The organism is Chryseobacterium sp. 'Rf worker isolate 10' (assembly GCF_050753305.1).
In the GTDB taxonomy this organism is placed as follows: domain Bacteria; phylum Bacteroidota; class Bacteroidia; order Flavobacteriales; family Weeksellaceae; genus Chryseobacterium.
In genome coordinates, this window is record NZ_JBOZOF010000001.1 from 920,717 (window position 1) to 946,219 (window position 25,503).

Sequence of the window (25,503 nt, forward strand, 5' to 3'; positions counted from 1 at the left end):
TATTGCATTGTTTTTAAATGATCCAAAAATGTGTTCGAGTTTTGTGATGTTTCCTTAAACGAAAAGATATTCGCCTTTAGAGCACCCCATTATCCATTATTATGTGTTCGATATTCCTCTAACCATTCAATCTCGTAGTTCAAAATCATCATCTTTTTTGAAAGAAGTAGCTAGCATGTATAGGAAATCTAAGATAACAATTGCTTCATCTTCATTCACATGTATTCCATTTTTTCTCAGGATTTTTATTGCTTGAATAGTAGAAATCATTCGCCCCGAAAAATATTTTGTACTCCTGTTGATGTTTTTCTCGTTACTTTTTAGAGCTTTATCAGTTCTAGTATTGATTACCCCATCATACATTATTATTTTTTTTAGAATAGGGTTGATTTGTATAGTTTTAAGGTCTTTTTGAGCTATATTTATTTCAGAAGGTGTAAACATACTTGTAATATGCCTTTTACCAACGAAGTCTTGAATATTATAGACTTGAAAAATGTTAATCTGATCTTTTGACCATATTTCTTTGTCTTTATAAAAATCCAAATTCAATTTCTGTGTAAGATGCTGTAATCTCTCGTTTAGGCCATGAGTAATTTGATTATGCTCTTTTTTTGTGTCTCTGAAATCTTCAAAGTCTATTTTTCCAACCAATAAATACCTTCTTGCTTTTGCTAGGAGCTCCTTATTCTGAGAAATTTCCGCAAGGATGCTTTTTTTATCATTCAATGCTTGCCTTCTTGCTGTGAATATATTTTCGTCTTCTAGAATGAGGCCAAAAGGGTCATGTACACCAGGGAGGAGGGTAATTCTTTTTAAGAGACTTTCATATGATTTTTCCAGAAAATCTGCTCTAAACCTGCCTTTGCATTTAGATGTACTACAATGGTAATATCTGTATTTTTTACTTTTGCCCTGAGATGTACTTCCTGTAAGCTTTCGTCCACAAAAAGGGCAATTTATGAATCCTCTGAGAGGGAATAGAAATTTTGTTTGAAGTTTTGACTCATTCTGTTTACGTTTACTTTTGAGTAATAACTGGACTGTTCGGAAAAGGTTCTCAGATATGATTGGTTTATGAATTCCTTTGACATATTGAACCTCTTCATTTTTAGTTGCTTTAACCGTAATTATTCCACAATAAATAGGATTATGCAATATCTTCCAAAAATTATTCTTACTGCATAGTAGACCTTTTTGAACCGTCATTGTCCTCACCTGGCTGATTGAATATGTACCAGTTGCAAACTGTTCAAAAGCCCATTTAATTAAATCTGCCTGTGGCTGTTTAAGTCTCATGATTTTTCTACCATCTTGTGCTGATTGGTTTATATATCCCATTGGAGCTTTTCCTGGCCATCTCCCCATTTTTCTAGCCCTCCGTATCCCATCAGAAGCGTTTCTGCCTCTTCTGTTGTTTTCAGCTTCAGGTATTGAAAGATATACAGCAAGCATTACTATACTTTCAGGCACATCAAAATCGATTGGTTGGTCAATAGCGAATGGTTTTGTATTTAAGCTTCTTAATATACCAAGCATTTGATAGGCATATTCAATGTTACGGCTAAATCGATCCCACTTAATGAATAGTATATTCTCCGCAGGTCTTTTTCTGTTGTTTTTTAAAGTTTTAATTATTTTTTTCCATTCAGGCCGATTAAAGTCCTTTGCCGAAAAATCTTCTCTGAAGATTCCTTTGACAACAATTTGATTCAGTTCACAATACTTCAACAATCTTTCTTCCTGCTCGGGAAGAGAGTAGCCTTTTCTCATTTGTTCATCAGTACTCACTCTGACATATAAATACGCTGATTTCATAAGTATGGGTTTATGAAATATCAACGTGAAAAGAGTAGTACCTTATTTTAACTAGAGTCAAATTATTCTGCGGATGTAAATGCTATTGGGTTTAGAAGCTTTCCTAATACAAACTCATTTTGTTGTTTCTCTCCGTGAGGTTATAACTCCTGTATTGTAGTTTTCATTTTTTTTCTGAATAAAATTTAATACGACGAGTTCTGTCGCTTCTGGGGGTGATCTTTGCTTCAAGAAAAAACACAGGAAATGAAATCAGACTTAAAAACTGATGGTGGATATCTTTTGCCGGAAACCACCTAAAAAAATAAGGCTAAAACCTGAAGACAATCTACTAAAAAGAGCTTCAGATCCTAACCTTTATAAAAACCAAAACAAAATTAAAAAATGGAAGCAATTAATCAAAATAATAGCTCACAAACTTTATTCAGATTTGCAACGATGCGCAGTGCAGAATTATCTGATCCAAAGAATAGGGAGAAAAGATTTATTTTCAGAAACTATCTAAGACAGAAGGGAGTAATTGACCCAAGAGTAGAAGCTGGTGAATCTTTGAAAAATGTTTGTGAAAAGATCACAGGTTTAACATTAGAAACAGAAGCTTCTCTTAAAGCTAAAAGTATACAATTTTATGAATTGTCAGTTTGGGTTGCAAAAAATAAAGTAAAAGCAACCAAAGAGGAATTTGATGCTAAAATTAAGACTTATAAAGAGACCCCAAAGCCCATTATTGAAATAGGTTCTAATATTTGGGATAATCTTATTTATCAGGTTGTTACCCAAAAGGATTTTTATGCAAAGGAAACCTTAATGCAATTTTTACATCTGGATCATATTCTTTCCAATTATGATGGAGCTACTGAGGCGCAGTATGAAGATGTTATTAATGCCAAAGTAGTCCTTCCTAAGGAACTTTTTAGCGCAAAGTCTGCTTCTTCAAATACAGTTGTTTCACGAGAGAGAAACAGTATACAAAGTACTCCTTTTAGTGATAGTGCCCTGAAGTTTGCAGAGGCCACAGTAAACTTAAAAGGAAATGAGGAGCTTAAAAGAACTTTGGAACAATTTGAAAAAAATTACCAAAAAGAATATGGAGCGGCATATGATACTGCTTATAAACAATATCAGGAACAGGTAAGACCCGAACAGGCCAGATATGATGCTCTTGTCAAAGAACAGGAATATCAGAAAGAAATTTTTCTGGCAGCAGATAATCGTGAAGGCCTGTCAAGTTTAAAATATATTCCGGTTCCGGAAGTCGAAACCTTTACATTTAATTTTCGTCCTGAAATTCAGGCAGAAGATCTGCAGCGACAATTAAATCAGGAAAATAATGAGTCCTTACAACGAATCTTTGGTACTTCTGATTTGGCAGGTACATTAAATAAAGTATCAACCTTTACAGAGCTTTTTCAAACCATTGAACAAAACAGCCAGCAATTACAGCAAACGATCTTAAATAATACAAACCTTACTCCACAGGTTTCTACAACGGTAGGAGGTGTTGTTATTCCTGTAACGCAATCTCTAAATACTCAAGAAGTTCCCTTTTTTGTGAGAACATTGAGTGGTAATATGGGCTTGGGGGATCATTGTATGATTCTGACCACTGATATAAATGTTCCTAAGCATATTGTAAGTGGAAGTTACACTATAAAGTCTTATGATGATCAACTTTTAGCAGGTGGAACCAATGCTTATACATTTGATGCTCCCAATGTGACCTCCTTATTCCTTGCTCCGGAAAAAATTCCTGTTGCTGTTATCGATACAAATGAAGTTTTGCTATTGGAAGGCGAGGTTATTCTTAATGATGGGCTTGCCTATACCATGAAAGCAAAGTTATTATGGACGGCAAACAGAATGTACAGATTTGAAGGACCTGGAACATTTACATTAAAAAATAAAGGTACCGGAGGTGAAGGAGGAGGCGGTAGTTGCCTGCCTGTTTTGTTAAGAACCAGGTCTTTTCAGAACTATTCGGACAGATGGCTATTAAGTATGACGCCTAAAGAGACTACATCGTTATTTTCATCAGCTTCAGGAACCATCAAAATATTAGATAATAATGGTAATGTAGTTCAAACCTCAAATCAATTACAAGTTGCCGGTGGAGGAGATTACTTATCCCTGTTTAGTGATGGCGTTTTGCCTCAATTACAAATTACAGATGCTATAAAGAATGGCTGCCAGCTTGAAGCAGAGCTTACCCTTGACGACGGACAAGTATATACCTGCAAAATTCCTATGACAATATATACTGCAGGAGGAATAGATTCGGTAACAAAAACCTATAATCTGACAGGTGAAGGAAGTGTTTGTCTGAAAAGTAAAGATACCCCGACAACACCTGAGGATGATCAGCCATTCATCCCATCAGGCTTTGGAATGAAAAATATTGGTATTGCGGACTACCGAAAGGTAGAACAAAGTACTTACTGCTATGTAGAAGGAGATGTTTCACACATCGAAAATATTATGGCAAGGGAGTATAGAGAAAAATCTTCACGAAGATTAAAAAGAAGTGAATCCCAAACCACCAAATCTACGGAATCTGAAAAAGAGAAATTAACGGATACTACTTCCACGGAAAGAAATGAGATGCAAAGTGAAATTTCTAAAGTCCTTCAGGAATCTAAGGATTTTGCAGCTCAGGCAGGATTTAATGCATCATGGGGAGGAAGTGCTTCTCCAAGATATATGTTAAATACTGCTGCTAACTATGCTACCCACAGTTCTAAAGAAGAAAGTAACAGACAGGCTGTTACCGAGGCTAAAGATGTTACAGCAAGAGCCTTGGAAAGGATTGTTACCAAGGTGAAAGAAGAACGAATTGATAAAATCCTTGAGGAATATGAGGAAAATAACAAACATGGTTTTGATAATACCAAAGGAAGCAATCATGTAGTAGGAGTGTACCGTTGGGTGGACAAAGTAGTCAAAAACCAGATCTTCAACTATGGAAAGCGAATGATGTTTGAGTTTATGATTCCTGAGCCGGCAAAATTACATTCATTAGGAATGAAGGTAAGTAACATTACTGAAAATCAATTGGTAAAGCCTATTGATCCGAGAGAATCCGCCGGGATGCAGATCAAAGACTGGAGTGCGCTTACAGATTCCACAAAACTAAAATACTGGCTGGGTTATTATAATGTTGAAGTAGATGAAAAGCTGGAACCTGTGGTGTATGTTGGAAAATCTATTGATTACTCATCCACTGAATCAAAGCAAGCCTCTTCAAAATCTGACCTTATTGCTATTCCGGAGCATTATATCACTGAATCCTATGTTGTGCAAAGCAGTAATTCATTCCCAGGTTATAATGGTTGGGGAAATGGAGCAAGTTTGTTAGTAGGAGGAAATGGTGCATCCAATGCCTTTTTAAAATTTGTAAGAGAGGTTCCTATCACTATTGCAACCACAAATGCCCATTATTTCCATGCAACGGTTAATATTAAATGTGTATTGCAGGAAGAATATAAAAATGGCTGGTTGCAGAAAGCATTTAATAAAATTATTGAAGCCTATAAAGTGGAGTTCAGCAAATATGAAGCTGCATTGGCCGATGCAAAAGCTGTGGGAGTTCAGATCAAGGGATCTAATCCGGGATTCTACAGAAAAATAGAAAATACCATTTTAAGAAGAAACTGTATCTCCTATATGTTGAACCAAAATCCTGATGCACTGCTCACTTTTGGTAAAAAAAGATATTATACCAATGATAATGCTTCTGTAGAAACTTTCCAGAATACAGACATCAAAGTGGATGAGAAACTGGATCAATATGCTGCATTTATCAAATTTATGGAACAAGCATTTGAATGGGAAATCATGAGTTACTATTTCTATCCCTATTATTGGGGGGAAAGAAAATCCTGGGCAGATTTATATCAGTTTGATGATAATGATCCTACATTCAGAGCCTTTATGCAGTCGGGGATGGCAAGGGTTATTGTTACGGTAAGACCAGGATTCGAGGAAGCCGTGAGACATTTCCTTGCTACAGGACAAATCTGGAATGGAGGCGAAGTTCCTGTTATTGATGATCCTCTATTCTTATCCATTGTGGATGAATTACGTTCACCAAAAGCTACAAAAGAAGGAGAACCATGGAGAGAGAAAATTCCTACATCCCTTACCATTCTTCAGGCAGGATCTATTGGACTAAAAGTTGAGAAAGCTTTGCCTTGCAACTGTGAACCGGGAGTGAAGTTCGATGATGAATTGGGAGAAGTCTGCGGGACCAATTTTGAACCCAATAATAATCTTCTTGGAGTAGAATCGCTGGAAGGTCAGAAAGTTATTTCAGGAGACTGGAAATAAAATAGTTATTAACCTAAAAAAATAAAAAAATGCCAATTATAGGAAAAATTATACGTGTCAATGAATTACCTCCAATTGGAGAAAGGGAAACGAATGCTATTTATCAGGTAGCAGCTCCAGGTTCCTTATCTTACACGGACTATGCCGTTGATGAAAACGGTGATTTAAAGACCCATGCCGTTGTTGATGGAACTATTCCCCTGGAATTAGCTGATAGTCATGTCAGTATTTCAAATGCCAACCTTTTAGCAGAAGGAATAGCAAGCCAGGCTCAGTATAATATCAAAACAACAGAGAAATTAGCTAAGAAACTAGAAATTCCTCTGACAGATGGGAATGCCCAGGATTATCCTAAAATCATAGGATTGAATGATAATGGAAATGTTGCCAAACTTCCGGCTGGTGATCTGGGGAAAAATATGATGAATGCAAACCTTTCAAACAGCTCAGCAAGAAGTCATACCCTTAATGCTTCATTTTCAATCAATACCTTAGGAAATCCCTATGTATTATCCGGGTTACCCAATAAGAATTCTGATACTGCTAATTTTCAAAAAGTTGTGGTTCAAAATACCAATGGCCTAAACGCTGTGGTAGACAGTAAAAATCTACTGTTGGAAATGCCAAACCAAATGACGGAAGCTGAAAGATCAGCATGGAAAGCAAAAATGAACGGAGGCTGGACTACGGATACCATGAGTGTGGCTGTTATATCGCCACCAATTGTAGATAAAACAGACAGACCGTTTTGGATCAACTTAAAAGGAGCTAATTTAAATCTTCCATCCACCAGCTTTAAAGTCGAATTATGTACCCTGGACAGTGTTTCTGCTGATACAGCTACTGTTGTCGCTACAATACCTGGCTCACAGGTTCAGCTGTATACCAATGGAATTGACCTCACTTTCTATTACAACTTCAAAAATATTCCTGTAGGAGAATATAAAATCAGATTGTGGAATGGTGTAGCGTGGTATCTGACAAGTTTTACCATCCGTGTAGTAACCCAGATACAGCGTATCCCTCTCAATAACATTGTTTGGGAACAGAAAATATACAATAATGCGGTATCACCTGCCATTACACAGGCAGGAGCTGCTGTAAGCTACAGTTCTGACAGTAATGTAAAAGCACTTGCTGATGACTCTTCTTTCATCGCAGCCCGAAAGACAAACCAATTGATTGGAGCAGATGAAGATTTTTATATGAGTGTTGAAATTACAGGTAAAACTGCAACAATTAATGGAGCAAACGGATTTGGTACGATGACCCATTTTGTAGGATTAGTCAATGCAGGCAATGGAGTAGACCTGTTAAATCAAACCGTTGCCAATGTTAGGCTTGTACAGTCTTATTGGTATCCTATGGGAAAAATATTTCCGGATAATTCAGCTGAATCAGTCACTACTGCGGAGCCTACTTACGCCCTTAATGCAACATTTATAAGACGTGGGGGAAGCTGGACGGTTATTGTCAATTTCAATAATAAGACAGTCACCTATACCAAAACAGGCTATACCGGTCCGGTTGCTTTTGGAATGTATAACATGAATACAATGGGAAATACAGGGGTAAGCGCTAATATCGTTGAATTGTATAAACTATAACCTTTATCAAACTTTTGAGATAAAATCAATAAAAAGGCAGAGCCTTAAAATTCTGCCTTTTAATCAAACAGGATCTATGACTTTATAGGCACTGTTATTTAACCAGCAAAATTTTAAAACAATGAAAGAAAAATTATTAATACCTGAAAAGGTACAGCAACTTTTAAACGAAATTAAGACAACAGATCTCAACCTTGGGGAAATCAAGATCTCCAAACATCCTTTGCTTCCATCTTTTAACAGGTTTATCAGAATCAATAAAATGGTAGTAGACACAGAGCTTCCAAGAACCTATCTTTTTTATCAGCAGGTTTTAAGAGATAAAGAAACCAATGAAATAGAACCTTCAAACCTTCCAACTCCTGAATGGCTGATTGGAGAAGAGGAATGGTCAAGCCTTAGAGATGAAAACTTTGACAGAATACTTGTTCCTCTGGTAGATGAAGAAACGCAGAACCCTGTACTGGATGAGGAAGGATATCCTAAAACGTCTATCATCAAAGTGAATACCCATCATTATATGCTTTGGCTTGTTAAGAACAATAAAATAGGCTTTCTGGATCTTCTGAAAAGCTATTTACAGGAGTTTGTTGAGTTGAAAAGCAATGAACTCAATAAGCTGTCTTAAATAGCAACAGGTTATTGAGATGAATTCAATCACCATTTTACTGGCAGGGCCTTAAAGCCCTGCCTTTTTCAAAAAAGAAAAAATTATGGAAACACTTGAACTTAGGGAAATTATCAGTAAAGAATGGCGTACTGATGATTATATAAAAAAACAGCTGTTATGTAATAAACTAAGATACAGTAATCAGTTTAATCAGCGGTTTATTCTGGATTATAATATCAATGATTATGATGAAAATACAGAAGAAAAATATATAAAAGATGATAAAGAGAACATTATATATTTAAAAACCTATCTCAATAAGAATAAAGAGCTTGTGGATCTGGTCCAAACAGAGTGTGAAATCAAATTTGTGATTAATGCTGCACAAGAGAAGATCTCCTGCCAGCTTATTTATTTTTATCACAGAGATGCTGACCGGGAAGAGCTTAGGAGAAAAAAAGCTATTGTATTGGAAACCTTTTCCTATGAGGAATTCAGGAGATTGGTCATGCATGTAGGATTTGATGATTTTGAAAATTATTATGAATACAAAAATTATTTCACAGAAATTTTTAAATCAAGTTTTCTTAAAGCAAAGAGTGCAGAGGAGCTTAAATTTCTTTATACCAATACTCCTGAATTCGTCCTGAGAGGAATGGCTCTTGAGAATGAAACATTATTCGGACACCTGCTTGCCTTAACAAAACTTGATGATACCGGTATTTTCAGCGGATGGAAGGATGGTAGTTCCGCTTTAGTCAATGTCTTGAAAGTATTTCCTGATCATATTTTTTTACTGAATAAGTTCAGAAAAAGTCCTGAACTCTGTAACAGAATTTATTTCAACCTGGATGGGGTAAGCGAGTTCAAGGGAGAAATGAAATCCAACCGTATCATTTTTGCTACAATCTTGATGGAGTATTGCCTGTTTTCTTATAGTCGTCCGAAGGCAGGAGCTCCTACTTTCAAAATAGGAAATGAGTATAAAGTCAATACAGAAGTGTTTGGGCTTGCGGGAGATCTATTGGGTTTTGGAAAATCAGATGAAAAAACTTTTTTTCTTCAGCAGCAGAAAAAAGTTACAAAAAGAGTTTTCATTGTACCCAAGGAAGGAGATCCTAATGCAACAGAACAGGTAACAGAAGATCTGGATGAAGGAGCTGAGTTTTATCCTCTTGACATGGTTTATTTCATCGAGCAGCATACATCAGAAACCAATGAAGGAGCAGAACAGCAGGGTACTATTATGATGGTTCCGGCTATTTATGTAAAAGCGCTGGCTGATGCAGAAAAATGGGAAGATATTAATGAAACGATCCGGATTGTGGCTGACATGGTAGGAGTCGTTTTTGGAATCGGAACATTAGCATTATCAGGAAACCCGTACCTGTTATTAGCTGCCGCTGCAGATCTTAGTTTGGCATTACCGGATCTTACCATACAGGCTTTCCGGGAAGAAATTGCCAAGCTTCCTGGAGGAGATGAGTTTCTGCGGCAATGGGATCTTATTTATAATGTATTGGGATCTGCTGTAGCTGCACCGCAGCTAGTCGTTGGTTTAGCTCAGCTTGCCGCTGCTTTTTATAGAAGTTGCTTAAGTTTATTGAGAACATCAGCGAATGTTGCAGAAAATGTGAGACAGGGGTTGCGTGCAAGTGCAATTTCCGTATTTTTGGATTTGAACAGCGGAGTGTTTCAAAGGAAAGATCTCCGTATGTTTAGTCCTACAGAATGGGTAATCCCGAGCGCAGGGTTCATTTCAAAAACATCGGAATGTGATGCATTGATACAAAACGGGGCATTCTTTATGGAGCTTGATGCCGCTGCTATTATGGAGAGTATTGGAAAAAAAGGAGGTATTAATCCTGATGCGATAGGCTCAATAAGTAGTAATAGGAGATTTGCTTTGGTGTATCAAGGGGAGATTATCGCTCAGGGAAGCCGTTATGATAAAGCATATCAGAAAGTCCTACAGGAAATAAGAAAAGTAAGTTATAGCTCAGAGAAAGTTGGAGAAATATTAGAGTCTTTTGTTAACCGAAGAAGAATTGTTTCTGTAGAAGACGCTTCACTGTTAGGAAAACCTCCGGAAAAGGGAGTAAAAATGTTGTTTAATTTGTTTGATGAATTTGGAAATAATATAGGACAACTTGCTAGATCGCCAAATAAAAATGAACTTTATTATAAGTTAATTTACAGAGGTAAAGAAACAGATATTAAAAGTATGATTAAACTTTTGGACGATAAATATAAATTGAATGATCTACCAATAAAAGATGGTGAACATTTGCTATATGGAGATCTGAATATTCCGAAAGAAATCACGGATAAATATTCTGGTTTGGGACAAATTATCTATGAGGATGGATTAAGGTATTTCTTAAACGCTAAGAAATATGGTAAAGTAGATGGAACGGTAAGCGTCTGGATAAAGGCTGATATTTATACAGACTATGGTGGACAATCTGTAAACCTAGAACAGTTCTGGAAAGCAAGGGATGCGGGATTAAGTATTGAGGATGCCGCTTTTTCAACCTTTGCGGGAAAACAGGCCAAGAAGTTTGGATTTACAAAAGTTCGTATTATAAACGAACAAGAGCAAATAACAAGAGATGAAGTACAATTAAATTTTTTAAGATAATTAATATGAAAAGAATATCATTATCTAATACCACAAGATTAGATAAATCTGAAGATGAATGGTTTCAAAATGTTGGTATAAATAAATTTTACAAAGCAGCAGGTTGGAGTAATTTTGCTTTTGCAGAAGGATTAGCTTTAGATTTATTTAAAGAAAAACTATCAAAAGTCCCTTTTAAAGATGAACCTTTAAGTAAAGAAGAAGCAGAAAAATTAAAAATAATTCTTGAAAATAAAATTAAAGAACTTTTGTCTACAAGGATTCCTGAGCCAGATGTAAGAACAAAGATTGATTTTTTAGGACAAACTATTGGTATAAATTTTACCCCATTGGGGAAAAATCGCCAAGATAACTGGATTAATAATTTTTTTAGAGCTTACAAAATTTGTGAAGAATGTTTGGAAGAGAATAAGCCTGTTTATTTGAGTATTACAGAGGAAAATTAGTAATAATCCGTTCAAGTACTTGAGCGGATTATTCATTTTTATACTTTTTATTATTTTTGGATTTGAACAGCGGAGTGTTTCAAAGGAAAGATCTCCGTATGTTTAGTCCTACAGAATGGGTAATCCCAAGCGCAGGTTTCATTTCAAAAACATCGGAATGTGATGCATTGATACAAAATGGGGCATTCTTTATGGAACTTGATGCAGCTGGTATTGGAAAAAAAGGAGGTGTTAATCCTGATGCCATCGGCTCAATAAACAGTAACAGGAGATTTGCTTTGGTGTACAAAGGAGAGATTATTGCCCAGGGAAGCCGTTATGATAAAGCGTATCAGAAAGTTTTGCAGGAAATAAGAAAAGTAAGTTATAGCTCAGAGAAAGTTGGAGAAATATTAGAGTCTTTTGTTAACCGAAGAAGAATTGTTTCAGTTGAAGATGTCTCACTTTTAGGGAAAGCCCCAGAGAAAGGAGTAAAAATGTTGTTTAATTTGTTTGATGAACTTGGCAACAATATAGGACAACTTATCAGATCACCAAATAAAAATGAGCTTTATTATAGGTTAATATTTAGAGGTAAAGAAATTGATATTAAAAGTACGCTTAAGCTTTTGGATGATAAGTATAGATTAAGAGGTTTACCGATAAAAGAAGGTGAACATTTATTATATGGAGATCTTAATATCCCAAAAGAAGTTACGGATAAATATTCTGGTTTGGGACAAATTATTTATGAGGACGGTTTAAAATATTTCTTAAATGCTAAAAAATATGGTAAAGTAGACGGAACTGTAAGTGTTTGGATAAAGGCAGATATTTATACAGATTATGGCGGCCAATCCATCAATTTGGATCAGTTTTGGAAAGCAAGAGATGCTGGTGTGAGTATAGAACAGGCTGCTTTTTCAACATTTGCGGGAAAACAAGCTAAAAAGTTTGGCTTTAGTAAGGTAAGATTTGATATAAAGGATAAGAATTTTGTTGAAAGAGATCAAGTAATAATTAATTTTTTAAAATAAAAAACATGATATACATTATAACCAATGCAAAAGGATTTAATGAATCCTTTGAAGATTTTACAAGAATCCATGAAACAAGATATCAGGGGTTTAATGAAGAAAATAGTGTTATTATAAAAAAAGTACTAGATAGAATAGGAAAAGTAATATTTAATGATGAGCCTTTAACAAAAGAGGAGTCAACAGAATTAAAACAACATTTGGAAAATAGGATTCAAAAATTGTTATCTATAAGAGTTTCAGAGCCCGATATAAGAACAAAAATTGAATTTTTAGGTCAAACTATTGGATTAAACTATACGCCTTTTGGGAGAAATGACCAAGACCTATTGATAGATAAATTTTTCAGAGCTTACAAAATTTGTGAAGAATGTTTGGAAAATAATAAGCCCATATATTTAAGTACTTCCGAGAACTAAGATTAATAAAAATTGAAGGTTGCATTTTGCAGCCTTTTTCGATTTTAAAAAATATGGTAAAGTAGATGGGAACGGTAAGCACGTGGATAAAGACAGATATCTATACAGACTATGGCGCTATTATTTTGAGCAAGAGCTGCCGACGCCGTCAAGAGCATCGCATCAACAAGCATGATTTTTTATTTTTGTTTTCGTGACAGAAGAATTTTAAGTCGATTTCTACCATGTTTTGCAGCACTGAAACAAATCTATTAGAGCAATGGCCGGAGGTTATAAATTTGGTTTTTGGGGATATTTTGTTAGGTAGTGGCTGTGGGAGATGATTATAAAAGATGCACTAATAGGTGTTTGTGTATTTTTTATAAGGCCTCTTATGATTTTACTGAGAGTAGATAAATGCAAATTTATTTGCGATAAATGGTTTAATGGAAAATGGGAAAGTATGGTTTTTCAATGACCTTAATGAACAGAAAGGTAATTTTCAATGTATCGTTTTTATGAATTAACATTCTTTAACCAATTCTTTAAATTCTTATATTTAAAGAAAAAACTAATGTTCCTTTCAACGATTAATATCCAAAACTATAAAGGTGTAGAGCATCTAACCGTCAATTTTAATCCGGAAATAAATATTGTCATTGGAGAAAATGGTTCCTGTAAAACAGCATTAATAGATGCAATCCGGTTAATGTATAATCTTGGTAATTATAAAAAAGATATTTATGTCAGTTATGAAGATTTTTTCTTTAATTCCAAAACTAAGGTCCAATCCCGAAAGATAGAAATCCAATATATTTTTAGAGGATTATCATCTTCAGAAAAAGGTGCTCTTTACGAATATCTGATTTTAGATCCTACGAATTCGGATTTAGACCATGCCCAAATTACACTTATTTACGAACTAAGAGACGATATGTACCCAAAGTTTTCATATTATACTGGGGTAGCTATAGAGCAAAAGGCGGATTCCGGCACTTTTGATATTTTTCAGCACTATTATTTGGGGGCTTTGAGAGATAGTACTAATGATTTATTAAACGTTAAATCCAATATGCTTGGCTCGGTGATTAAGCGACTGGTGGAACGATCAAAAGCTGAAGAGAATTTTAAGAAAATTATAAAAACAGCTAATGATGAACTGCTGAAACAAAAGGAAGTACTTGAAACCAGGACAAGTGTTAACTCTCATCTGGAGGATATTTTTAAGATTTCCAAAGACAATCAGATTGGACTTCGGATCGAAGAATCCTCTAAGATTGAAGGTATTGTCAATGTTATAAAGCCATATCTTCCACATGATAAAAAATTGTTGGAGGATGACGGTTTTAATTTGTGGCAAAACAGTCTTGGCTTTAATAATTTAATATATATAGCTATTATTTTGGGTGACATAAAAGAACGGATTACTGATAACCCCAATCATCATTTTGCTCTTTTAATTGAAGAACCAGAGGCTCATTTACATCCTCAACTGCAACTAAATTTATATAATTTTCTTAAATCTGCCGGTGCTCCCAATAATTGTCAATTATTTATTACTTCTCATTCCCCGACATTAACTTCTAAAGCTAATTTGGATAATATCATTCTGTTAAAAAACAATGCAATTAATATTGGAGGATGTTTTGAAAATAGAGAGATTGAAAATATAATAGAACGTGTCGATAAAAAAAAGATATTAGAGGCATCCGATTTTTTGGAGAGGAAAAGGCAGATCGAACGTTATTTAGATGTTACCAAAAGTCAATTGTTTTTTGCCGAGGGTCTTTTGTTTGTGGAGGGAATATCTGAAAAACTTCTTTTGAAAACCTTTGCAGAGTTCGCAGGTAAGAACCTTGAAGACCATCGTTGTGAATTAATAAGTGTTGACGGAATTTCGTTCTATGCATTTTTACATCTGTTTAATTCAACTGATATTAATAAACGATTAGGGCACAAAGTAGCAATAATAACAGATGACGATCGATATGCAAAGCAGAAAAAAAATTTTAAAAATTTAATTACCAAGAATTATGCAGCTTTAGATAGCTTTCATGCAGGTCTTTATTCTTCAGGAATTAATAACCGTATTGGGAATCTGAAATCAACTATCAGGTCCCATAGAAGTGGTGTGAAACTATTTACCGCATTTAAAACGCTTGAATATGAAATAGCACAGGCAAATGTTGCTTACACCAAAGCAGCATTCACAGAAAATTTCCTTATCAAATATTTATCGACAAATGTTTCTGAAAATTACACTATAATAAAAGCATATCTTGACAGCCTCCTCAATGATAATTTGTCAAAGGAAGAACAGGAAAAAATATCTATTCTGGTTTGGAAAGCACTTCCATCAAAAGCAACATTTGCACAAGATTTTTCTTTGGCTTTGGAAATTGCCATGGAAGCCGAGGAAACTATTGTTTTTAATATCCCACAATATATATACAAAGCTATTAGCCACGTTGTATGAAAATGAATTTCGAAATAACACCAGATAACAAACCATACCTTGATGCCAGAGGGAAAGTAATTTTGAATGCTTGCCCAGGTAGTGGAAAGACAACTGCTGTATCTTATAAGCTTACCACACTGACAACCGAATGTGAAAATGAATTTGGACGATATGCAGGTATAGCATGTTTATCATTCACCAATGTAGCAAAAGACGAAATTGCGAATACTTACGAGAAAATAAAAGTGAGCCGTCTTCATTATCCACATATAGTATCTACTATTGATAGTTTTGTAAATCAGTATATAACATTACCATTTTATCATTTACTTGGAAAATCTACGATACGCCCGTCAATATTAAATACCGTTGCTTTTTTAGATGATATGTATTGGGGGAATTTCCGGAATAAACGTAATCAACTTTTGAAAGTTTCTTATCCGCCATCAAAAATTAAAATTGAAATCGATGGCTCACATAGTTTTGACGGTCATAAACCTAATCCTACAATCGTAAATAGTGAAGTTTTTAGAAAGTATGCAAAATCAATTAAAAAATGGCAAGTTGAAAATGGTTATCTAAATAATGATGATGCGACATTTATAGCAGCCTATCTGTTAGAAACCTACCCAAGCATAGGGCGAAGCCTGGTACAAAGATTTCCTTATATAATTGTAGATGAAGCACAAGACACATCTGAGATCCAGTATAAGATATTTGATTTGTTAATTGATGCAGGACTTTCCAATATTGAATTTGTAGGAGACCCATATCAAAGCCTATATGAATTTAGGGAAGCACGCCCGGATCTCTTTATCCAAAGGTTTAATGATACTTCAGAATGGCAAGCCACCAGATTGACACATTGCAGAAGATCATCACAAAGTATAATCAGTATGTATAGCATTTTTAGAAGTGTAGGTGAAGAACCTATTATTTCTGCTTGCAACCATGAGACAAATAATGAAGTGCATGTTATTCGCTACAACGAAAATGATTTCTCATCTTTGACTACTAAATACCAGGGACTTGTTGATGAAAATTCTCTAAATTATATTCTTGTAAGAGGTGGTACACATCTTGAGCGTTTTGGTGTAAAACCTGTATCAGAAGAACCTTGGAAGAATAGTTTAGCAAAGACCCTTCTTAATGCGCAAAGACATTTTTCAATGGGAAATAGTAAGACTTGTATTGATGAGCTAAGAATGTTTCTTGCAGAAATTACATTGCCTGCAGCAAACTTTAAGGATAAAAAAAACGAAGAACAAAAGTTGAAAGAAGATATTGATTTGAATATAAAACTTTTTGAATTTGTAAAGAATATGCCTGATATTAACGATACATTAGAAAATTGGACTACTATAATGACCACATACATAAAGAACAATCTTGGATTTAGTGTAGACCTACAATTGAAACAAAAAGGCGCTAAGTTTTATTCCCAGAATCTTAAAGATCTATTGTTCCCGAAAGTAGAAATGATATTTCCTATTTCAACAATCCATAAAGTTAAAGGGATGACTTTTGATTCTGTTTTAGTAGTACTGAGTAAAAAGAGTAGTGGTGAGCAAATATCCTTATCCGACTTTATTAAACCCACTGGCCTTCCTAATGAAAAACAAAGAATGTTATATGTTGCTCTTTCCCGTCCTAAGTCACTTTGTTGTCTAGCTATACCTCAAGATTTTTCAGAAGAGCAAATACAGGTACAGCTTGGTGCAAACATAAGGTTTGTTTAAAATAGTTTTTGAATATGTTGTTTTGAATATTGAATAAGTATCAGAAACAACTGAAAGTATCTGAAAAATATGTTTTTAAATTTGTCAATATTATCAAGATACGAAAATACTTTAAGGTCTTGACAGGCAGAACTGAGAAGATGGTTGCTTATTCTATTATTTCATCTATTTATTAATCAATCATATTGAGACTTGGATATTACATTTGGTGTAAAGTATTATTTATCGATTATGGTTTTCCACAATTGTTTCGACATTTGTTTTTGGTATATTTGTGCATATAAGAAAAACACCAAATACAACTACATTAAATGTCTGCCATAGCTGCTTTACGGGGTTATAGAACCCAATTTTTATATTCTCTACATTATATTTTATCCACGCTTGAAAATGATTTGATTTACCGCCTAGAAGGTGAAGAGGATTTGGATGTATTAGATATTAAGGGAGAGCTTCTTTATGCTATACAATTAAAGAATCTAGGTAAAACAATTACCTTATCAGATATTTTATCCGACAAGAAAACCTCATTTATAAAAAGATTTTTGGAGCGATATGTTTCTGCAATCCCTGTATTGGTCTCTTATAGCGAAGTAAGTGCTGATTTGAGAAACTGGAATCAACATGCAAGGGATATTTCTAAAAAAGAAAGGGATGTTTTAAAAAAATACAAACTCTCAGGAGAAGAGTGGAAATTAGTCAAGTCTAAAATACAGTTTCAGGAAATCTCAGAAGAAACTGTTGCTGAGGAAGTGGAAAAAATGATGAAAAAAAATTTCCCAGAAATAGACCCAACACCAACAGCAGGTTATTTATTGAATTGGCTACAACTCATTGCAGAAAAACAACAGCCTATTACTTCAAAAGACTTTTATAGCAAGGTTCAGGACTTTGCAGCGTATATCACTGAAAGAATTGCGGCACACCATCAGTATGGTCTGGTTTTAAAACCTTTGCATAAGACTTCAACAGATGATGTAAATCTGGAACTTTTGGAAAAAGAGTTTTACCATGCAACGTTGACGAGGTTTGAGCATATTTTATTAGGCCTTGATATTAGCAGGGAAGGCTATCTACAAAAAATAAAAGACAATTTAATTGGGAATAATATCGTGGTGGTTAAAGGTGCATCCGGGCAGGGGAAAACAGCCCTGCTTTACAGCTATGTATATCATTATATCAATGATTGGCTTTCTTTTGAATTGAAGATTCAACAGGACCCTGTGATTTCCCAACAATCGATTCAAGCCATAGCTGCCATCAGTAAGAAATTAGAAATTCCTGTTGTTTTTATTATCAATGTTAATCCCAACACGACTGATTGGCTTCAGATTGTAAAAGAATCGGCACATTTCAATCATATTAAATTTCTGATTGCCATAAGAAACGAAGATTGGTATAGAGCGACGGCTGCAGGTATAGAATTTCTTCATCACGAAGTGGATTTATCCCTTTCAGAAGAGGATGCTAAAGTGATTTATTCCAATTTGAACAAAAGAAATAAGATCTGCCATTTTACTGATTTTGAAGAAGCATGGATACAAATGGGAGGTAAAGTTCCCTTATTGGAATTTGTTTATTCCATTACTCAAGGGGACTCTTTATATAATAAATTACAACATCAGGTTCGACAAATTGCAAATGAAGGTTCCTATAACAGTAATCAGCAGATTGAGTTTTTAAGAATGGTGAGTTTGGCAGATTCACATGGAGCGAAAATTGATGTTTCCAAATTGGATGCAAATGTAGATTACCAGTTTATTCTGGAAAAATTAGAAAATGAATATTTAATTAGGCGATCATCCGATCGAAAATATATACAAGGTTTACATATCGTAAGATCTACCAAATTAGTTGAAATTCTTTTTGACGAGTTCACAAATAGTAAACTTGGATATGCTTATAAATCCATCCCATTACTTGCAGAAGAAGATCTGTATTTATTTCTCGTGCAATTATTTTATGAAGAAGTTTTTGACCCCTATCTTTTCATTGAGGATATATCTCAGCAGGTCGTTGTAAATAATTGGGCAGTATACACGGCAATTATTAAAGCATTTATCTGGGTGGGCATTCGTGAATACGTTGAACAAAATCGTACAATCATAGATGAATGCAGAGATCTTAGCAAAGGAGCATGGATAATGTTTACAGATGTTAGATTTGGCAACAACTACGACCCAAGCGCCATGCTCGACATGATAAATGCAGATGAAGAGTTTAGAGAAAAGATTAAAAAGATTAATGAAAGATTGCTTCCCAAGGATTACGTTTTCAAATTAGCATTGGCTATAATCAATAAACTTCCTTTTCCGGATGCATTACCACTTAATACTTTTGAATGGAGATCTTATGGAGAAGCGTTATTTTGGCTGAAAAATATTCCTAATGATAAAGATGTTGTGCCAGACATTCCGGAGTATCAATTTGAATTTGCATTTAAAACAATGGATAGCAAAAGTTTATCGAAATTGATGTTGGGGATGTATTCCTATTCTCCGATATTAAATGCAATTAGAGAAAGACATATTGACCTCTTTATACAAAGAATAAAAAAAGATTTTGACATTATCCATTTATCTATGAATGAAGGGCAGGTGGATGTACACTTTATCATTGATATTATTAAGTATAATTTTGAAAGATCAACAAATGGTTTTGCCGTAAACATCCTTGATATTATCAGGACTGCTTTACCCGATCAAAAGCAGTTCAACTCCCAAGGGCACGGGCATTGGTTTAAGTTGCTTTCTATGGATTACGATGAAACACGCAGGAGCATTTCCATTGAAAATATGCATTTGGAAGAATGGGTAAATATGAATTCATGTTTTATCAAACTTTATGATTATAAAAACAGGCCGGCAGATTGGAATGAATATCGTACGATGTTAAATCAATGGGAAGTACTGGCTCGGGAAAAGATCAATGAATATAACAGCGCTTTCAAACAGTTATATAAGGGTAGTAAAACTTATGCACCTGTTGTCCCCGTCATGCACAATGCATTATTTCAGTGGCCGGAAAAAATTTTGGAGCCACAGTCAATTACTGATCCATTAGGTATATATCGGGTAGAGAAGAGTCAATCAAACGAAAAAAATGAGAAAGAAGAAGTAAACAAAAAACTGAAGTCTAAACATGAAAAGTTTTTTGGAAATCTTTCTGATTTTAAGAGCAGTTTTGAAATTTTTATGCAACAATCTGCTGAGACACTGTATTCAAAAATTAAATTAAAGACTGAACAAGGACATAGCCATGATGAACAAATAGAATATCAATCTCAAGTTAATTTATTTGATGCTATCAAAAAATTGAAACAATATAATCTTAACTATGAAAGCACTTTTGGAAACATCGACTCACATCACGAAACGCAAATAGAAACCAATGCACTTCTAACGGCAGCTACCTTTTGGAGAGATTTTGTGAATGATAGCGTTAATGGAGATCATTCTTTCAAACGAATCCTGAAACTGAAAGATGACTTTGAAAAAAAGATTATTAAAGCTTGTAAAGATGCCTCTGCATCCAGTCTGTTTTCTGTGAAATATATCAACAATGCTAAAACAGGGGGAAAACCTGTTTTCATCATTGATAGTGATAGCCCTCTTTTGTCACTTACCGGATACGCAGAACTTTACGAGATCATTTACCTCATAATTGGTATGCCAGAAAATACGAGTCTTAAATACCTTATGCTAGAATTATGGTATCCAAATTTATATTTTATTCAAACAGTACGCGGAAAAAGTATAAATCATCTTTGCAATGAAGTACATTTTTATACGATCATGGAAAAGCCATTTGAAGAACAGGGTATTGTTAGTTCCATGCCGAAACGGATTGATGATGATATCTTAGAAAATCTCAAAATTGAAAGTTGGACTCTTCTATACCCCAAGTTTAATGAAATATTGAAAGCTTCTGCAAGCTATAGCAGGCTGGTATTTTTAGTAGATCATTTTTATGATTTGCGACAGTTGGATGAATTGAAACTGGATAAACTCGAAAGTGAAAATTTGAGGCAGCACATAGAGAAAATCTGTGCAGAAATACAGGAGTCGTTACAGCCTATGCTTGATTTTCTAGTTCTTTGGGTAAACATGTTCCCAATAGACGAAAAAGCTTATTTAGAAAGTGAGTTGGAAAGAGCATTTTATCAAGCATTGTTTGATATTAAAGATAATATACTTCCTGAATCAATGGTATTTGAAGAAAATTCTAAAATCAGTATTGACATGGAGGCCGCTTCTAAGTGGTCGGAGCGATTAAACGTTTGTACCCAACATTGGGGAATGTTTTTGCTATTATTAAACGAAAAAATTATTAATTCCTATCAAAATGAAGTCTCACAAAACGTAACAACCCCATAAGGACGGGAATAAAGGAAAAATATTAAAATTATTTATGAGTATACCCAAGAACCACCATTATATTTCACAAGCACATATAAAGAATTTTTTCAATAAGGAGAAGAATGAGATTTATCTTTTTGATAAAACCCAAAATCGACATTTTAAAAGGAACAGTGCAAAAAGTATTTTTAGTGAAAAGAATCTTAATACAAAGCGTGCAAAATATGATGAATATGATTATTCCACAATTGAAGAAGAACTGAACCAAAATTTTGAAAAGGATTTTCCAGGTTGTGTAGAAATTGTAAAGAAGTTAATAAAGACAAATAAGTTAGATAGTGATACCCAAGAAGCGCTTCTTTATCTGGCAGGTTATGGTCTTATCGCTGAATTAAGAACCCCTTCCCGTAAGAGAGAAACAGACAATGCACTCAAAAATGGAATGAAGATTATAATGGAAATGGGTACCCCCGAGTTGCAATCAACATTTGAAAGACACTTTGATTTTAATGATGAAGTAAAATACAGCAATAGTCTTAATTATGTTGAATTTGTTCATAAAGTGATTAATGCAATGGGCGATCTTATTTTTTCTGTTGAAATACCAGAAAATGAAAATGATTACTTTATACTACCAGATTTTGGTGCTGCTACAATGCGAGACCGTATCAATAATTATTTCAATCCAGATGCAAAGGATATTGTCTACATTGGTCTTCCATTAACCAGTAAGCTATATATACATTTTTGTTCCTCCAAACTGAGAATTCTGCCTAAACCTCCAGGAATACATTATGTTTCCGGTGAACAGGTCTATTTACTTAATAAGGCAAATTATGATTATAGTAGGCAAATCATTGCTTGTGAGGATGAGTATTATTTACAAGATTTTGTAAGAAGGATGAATCTAGATTAATTTATATATGTAAAAAGATCTATTTGTAAATAGCATGTTTCAGTGATTTAATCTCATTAAACAGGACGAAATTGAATTAAGAATTCGTTTTAGTCTGCTAAAGAATGTATTTATATTTATTTGGATTGTATATGTAATTATTTAATTATTATAAAAATTGGCACCTGCCAAGATATAAATGTATTATAAGGAGCATTTAGTTTTCTTAAATCCTCCAAAAAAAGTTCGAGTTTTTTTAATCCGTACTCTAATATTAGAAAGCAAATCACATTTATTTTATTAGCAGTATATTCAAAAAAATTATCCAATTTGAAGTTGTTAACTATAATTTAAAAGAATTAAATGTTTCTGGTTGCCCCTACAGATTGAAGATAATTTGAGTTTCAATTAAGTTATTTTAAATCAACTATTTAATATTGTTTAAGAATGTTAATAATGGTATTAGGAGTTCGACAGGACTCCCTCTCTCTCCGCTAATATTAAATAAAAGCCTACTGATAAAATCAGTAGGCTTTTATTTTTTGATTAAAGTTTTCCTTCTTACATTTCTCATATAATCAAGGTGATGGTTAAAAAAAATTGCCTTCACTATTCAAGTGAAGTTTTATATTCTGGATAATACCAAAGTTCCTGATGTTTCCAAGCCCTTTAAAATGTGATTACAATCCTTATACTGGTGAGTGGGGAGAATGGAGTACAAATCCATAAAAATAAAAAGCAATTGAGTTTTACGAAATGCAAAATTTAGTCAGGAAATAAAAACTTATGGCTTGGGAGGTACGGTTTCATAAGTTGCTTTGTAGAAAAAAAGTGAAAACAGAATCACAGGTATAATTCCAGCGGTACAAACATAAAACCCTAACATGGAACATTTGAATTTGAGTGTCCAGCAAAGCATTGCTCCATGAAATAAATAGTAACTAAAGTAACCGAGCAGAGCTTTGTTGCCCAGTTGCTAACTATTTTGTACTTCCGAGTATTATAAATCTCATTTAATTTGGTCCTAATCCCTTTCTTGTAAGGATAAAGCATAATTGAAATTGTGACTATGGAGCAAAGCGTGTTGAAGTAATCAATTGTTTTCATATCTGTTTTTGTTTTGAATTAGTAGAGCTAATTTACATTAAAAATAAATGAAAAATTCAATCTGCCTCTGATATATAGCCTATCAATATCAAAAGAGTTTAGTAGATTCATGTTTTTAATAGCAGCTCCTTAGCAAAGCTATTCTTTGAATTTATTTGTGGATATTTTTCCACAAGCTTATAAATGTATTTCCACAACATTCATAAATTCTTACATAAATCTTAGAATATCTTTACTTCCATAATAACAATATCAATGAAGATATATAAAACAATAATGAATGGTTAAAATTTATACAAAATTATTTTTTGCAATGTTAGCTTTAAGTCCTGCTATTATCTTTTCCCAGGCAGGAAATGTTGGTATTAATACTGCAAATCCAGGTTCCACTATGGATATTTCGGGATCATTAGCGGCAAATTATAATGCTGTCAATACAAACTCTTATAATTTAAACTCATCAGATTTTCATGTTTCTTATAATGGAAGTTCAGATGCTGTTTTTAATCTTCCTTCAGCAATAAATGGGATTGGAAATTATAAAGGACGTATCTATAGGATTAAAAATAATACAAACTTTAGCATTACAGTAAATTCTTCAGCCCCAGAGACCATTAATGGAAATCCCAGCGTTCTTGTACCAGCAAATCAAAGTATAGAACTAGTTAATACCGGGCTTACAGGGGCTGTTTCGACTTGGGAAATACTTTCAAAAGGGACTTCTTCTACAGGGGATTATATTATTGTAAAGCCTAACGCTATTCAAACGGTATCTACCGGATCAGATGTTACGTTCGGATCTGTGATTGCATCCAATAACATTACTTATAATACTGGTGTTTTTAACTTGAAGGCCGGGAAAACATATGTGCTTCGTTGCCAGTTGCATGCTACGGACTTCTCGCTGGCTGGAGGTTTCTTTGTCTATGAATGGGTTGATGCTTCGAACAATTCCGTTCTTCCTTCCAGTACAACCGGTGTTGTTGATGCAATAAATAACTATCCTGCAACCTCAATAGGCGGGCAGCCAGAAGCTTATGCTATTTATAGACCTACAGTTGATACCTCTGTAAAAGTAAGATTAGGAGGAGCAGGAACAGCTCAGTTGAATCCTCAAATAGGATTTATAACTGTTACAGAACTTGCAGGAGGTAACGGAAATGGGGGAACAACAATTATTAATAACAATATTACCGCAAGCAATGGTCTTGCTTTATCAGGTACAGATGTAAAACTGGGAGGAACCCTTTCACAAGCTACTGATATTGCAATGGCGGGAAATAATTTAAGTATTAATGGTGCCGGGAAAGTCCTGATGGGCACCAATACAGTACCACCAGGTGCATCTAATGCAAAAGTAGTTATTGATAATGGGACTACCAATGGAGCCCTTCAGATTAAAGATGGTACGCAGCAGCTGGGTTACGTACTGACAAGTGATGCCAACGGTTTAGCAACATGGTCATCCACTGTTACTACAGCATTTGCCAATAATTGGACACCCTATACCGGAACCTTGATAAATCCTTATACGGGTGGAATCGGGGCTGCCGGATTGAATACGGGAGTTCAGGTAACTATTCCGGCAAAGGGCTGGTATTTTTTCCGATGTGGTGTTTCCATCAATTCTGACTGTAATGATTACTTTTTCTATATTAACGGCATTGGTGATGTCTGGAGAAGCTACTGTGGATCAAACACTGCTGCATTCATGTTTCCAAGAGATCAGAACCGTGTATTATATTTTGCTGCACCAGGAATCTATACTGTTTTAGCTGGTAAAACAAATGGAGTAGTACCAGCCTCATTCAATGCTGGAAATCCTTCTTTTTATCTGGATTTTGTAAAATTCCAAAACTAGTAACCTTTTCATTGAAATAATAAGGTTCATCGATTCTAAAAACACATAATACTTTACTGCAAGGATTTATTCTTTGCAGTCTTTTTTTTGAATTAAAAACAAAAATATTTTCGGTATTATGAAAAAGTAATGGTTTTTATGTGATTTCTATTGGTCAATTTTATTTCGCCAATCATTAAAAATTACCATATGAATATTGAAAGAACCATATAATGGTTTTACCTCC

The 25,503-nt window shown here is 34.3% G+C and carries 13 protein-coding genes; 12 read left to right on the forward strand and 1 reads right to left on the reverse strand.

All coding sequences use genetic code 11. From position 1 onward, the window contains the following. Positions 1-126: 126 nt before the first annotated feature. Complete coding sequence (locus tag LKL37_RS04055) at positions 127-1,818, reverse strand: recombinase family protein (protein WP_431609319.1); 1,692 nt, start codon at positions 1,816-1,818, stop codon at positions 127-129. A gap of 384 nt (positions 1,819-2,202) precedes the next feature. Here LKL37_RS04055 and LKL37_RS04060 point away from each other — a divergent pair, with 384 nt between their 5' ends. The 12 genes from LKL37_RS04060 (at position 2,203) to LKL37_RS04115 (ending at position 25,277) form a co-directional block, all read left to right on the forward strand. Continuing rightward, on the forward strand, positions 2,203-6,141 hold the full coding sequence (locus LKL37_RS04060; RefSeq protein ID WP_431609320.1) for a hypothetical protein: 3,939 nt from the start codon (positions 2,203-2,205) through the stop codon (positions 6,139-6,141). Between the two features lie 29 nt (positions 6,142-6,170). Next, positions 6,171-7,748: a hypothetical protein gene (locus LKL37_RS04065; RefSeq protein ID WP_431609321.1), complete on the forward strand. Its 1,578-nt coding sequence runs from the start codon at positions 6,171-6,173 to the stop codon at positions 7,746-7,748. Between the two features lie 121 nt (positions 7,749-7,869). Further along, positions 7,870-8,376, forward strand: a complete 507-nt coding sequence (locus tag LKL37_RS04070; protein ID WP_431609322.1) for a hypothetical protein — start codon at positions 7,870-7,872, stop codon at positions 8,374-8,376. A gap of 85 nt (positions 8,377-8,461) precedes the next feature. Continuing rightward, complete coding sequence (locus tag LKL37_RS04075; protein WP_431609323.1) at positions 8,462-10,999, forward strand: hypothetical protein; 2,538 nt, start codon at positions 8,462-8,464, stop codon at positions 10,997-10,999. Positions 11,000-11,004: 5 nt separating this feature from the next. Then, the gene (locus LKL37_RS04080; protein ID WP_255814766.1) at positions 11,005-11,445 is read left to right on the forward strand and encodes a hypothetical protein; all 441 of its coding nucleotides are present in this window, start codon (positions 11,005-11,007) and stop codon (positions 11,443-11,445) included. A 191-nt stretch (positions 11,446-11,636) separates the two neighbouring features. Then, positions 11,637-12,461 carry a hypothetical protein gene (locus tag LKL37_RS04085; RefSeq protein ID WP_431609324.1) on the forward strand — a complete coding sequence of 275 codons (825 nt, stop codon included), beginning with the start codon at positions 11,637-11,639 and terminating at the stop codon, positions 12,459-12,461. 5 nt (positions 12,462-12,466) lie between these two features. Continuing rightward, a complete protein-coding gene (locus LKL37_RS04090; RefSeq protein WP_431609325.1) occupies positions 12,467-12,880 on the forward strand; it encodes a hypothetical protein in 414 nt (137 codons plus the stop codon). A gap of 484 nt (positions 12,881-13,364) precedes the next feature. Then, on the forward strand, positions 13,365-15,335 hold the full coding sequence (locus LKL37_RS04095) for an ATP-dependent nuclease (protein ID WP_431609327.1): 1,971 nt from the start codon (positions 13,365-13,367) through the stop codon (positions 15,333-15,335). Between the two features lie 2 nt (positions 15,336-15,337). Further along, positions 15,338-17,056 (forward strand): UvrD-helicase domain-containing protein, encoded by a 1,719-nt coding sequence (locus LKL37_RS04100; RefSeq protein ID WP_431609328.1) that lies wholly within the window; start codon positions 15,338-15,340, stop codon positions 17,054-17,056. Positions 17,057-17,367: 311 nt separating this feature from the next. Beyond that, positions 17,368-21,432 carry a hypothetical protein gene (locus LKL37_RS04105; RefSeq protein ID WP_431609329.1) on the forward strand — a complete coding sequence of 1,355 codons (4,065 nt, stop codon included), beginning with the start codon at positions 17,368-17,370 and terminating at the stop codon, positions 21,430-21,432. Positions 21,433-21,466: 34 nt separating this feature from the next. After that, complete coding sequence (locus LKL37_RS04110; RefSeq protein WP_431609330.1) at positions 21,467-22,330, forward strand: DUF4238 domain-containing protein; 864 nt, start codon at positions 21,467-21,469, stop codon at positions 22,328-22,330. A 1,399-nt stretch (positions 22,331-23,729) separates the two neighbouring features. After that, positions 23,730-25,277 (forward strand): hypothetical protein, encoded by a 1,548-nt coding sequence (locus LKL37_RS04115; RefSeq protein ID WP_431609331.1) that lies wholly within the window; start codon positions 23,730-23,732, stop codon positions 25,275-25,277. Positions 25,278-25,503 lie beyond the last annotated feature (226 nt).

Excerpts from the sequence above, each read along its gene's own strand:
- LKL37_RS04080 (WP_255814766.1), top strand. The coding sequence starts at position 11,005 with ATGAAAAGAATATCATTATCTAATACCACAAGATTAGATAAATCTGAA.
- LKL37_RS04105 (WP_431609329.1), top strand. The coding sequence starts at position 17,368 with ATGTCTGCCATAGCTGCTTTACGGGGTTATAGAACCCAATTTTTATAT.
- LKL37_RS04110 (WP_431609330.1), top strand. The coding sequence starts at position 21,467 with ATGAGTATACCCAAGAACCACCATTATATTTCACAAGCACATATAAAG.
- LKL37_RS04115 (WP_431609331.1), top strand. The coding sequence starts at position 23,730 with ATGTTAGCTTTAAGTCCTGCTATTATCTTTTCCCAGGCAGGAAATGTT.
- LKL37_RS04085 (WP_431609324.1), top strand. The coding sequence starts at position 11,637 with ATGGAACTTGATGCAGCTGGTATTGGAAAAAAAGGAGGTGTTAATCCT.
- LKL37_RS04100 (WP_431609328.1), top strand. The coding sequence starts at position 15,338 with ATGAATTTCGAAATAACACCAGATAACAAACCATACCTTGATGCCAGA.
- LKL37_RS04060 (WP_431609320.1), top strand. The coding sequence starts at position 2,203 with ATGGAAGCAATTAATCAAAATAATAGCTCACAAACTTTATTCAGATTT.
- LKL37_RS04065 (WP_431609321.1), top strand. The coding sequence starts at position 6,171 with ATGCCAATTATAGGAAAAATTATACGTGTCAATGAATTACCTCCAATT.
- LKL37_RS04055 (WP_431609319.1), bottom strand. The coding sequence starts at position 1,818 with ATGAAATCAGCGTATTTATATGTCAGAGTGAGTACTGATGAACAAATG.
- LKL37_RS04090 (WP_431609325.1), top strand. The coding sequence starts at position 12,467 with ATGATATACATTATAACCAATGCAAAAGGATTTAATGAATCCTTTGAA.
- LKL37_RS04075 (WP_431609323.1), top strand. The coding sequence starts at position 8,462 with ATGGAAACACTTGAACTTAGGGAAATTATCAGTAAAGAATGGCGTACT.
- LKL37_RS04095 (WP_431609327.1), top strand. The coding sequence starts at position 13,365 with ATGTATCGTTTTTATGAATTAACATTCTTTAACCAATTCTTTAAATTC.
- LKL37_RS04070 (WP_431609322.1), top strand. The coding sequence starts at position 7,870 with ATGAAAGAAAAATTATTAATACCTGAAAAGGTACAGCAACTTTTAAAC.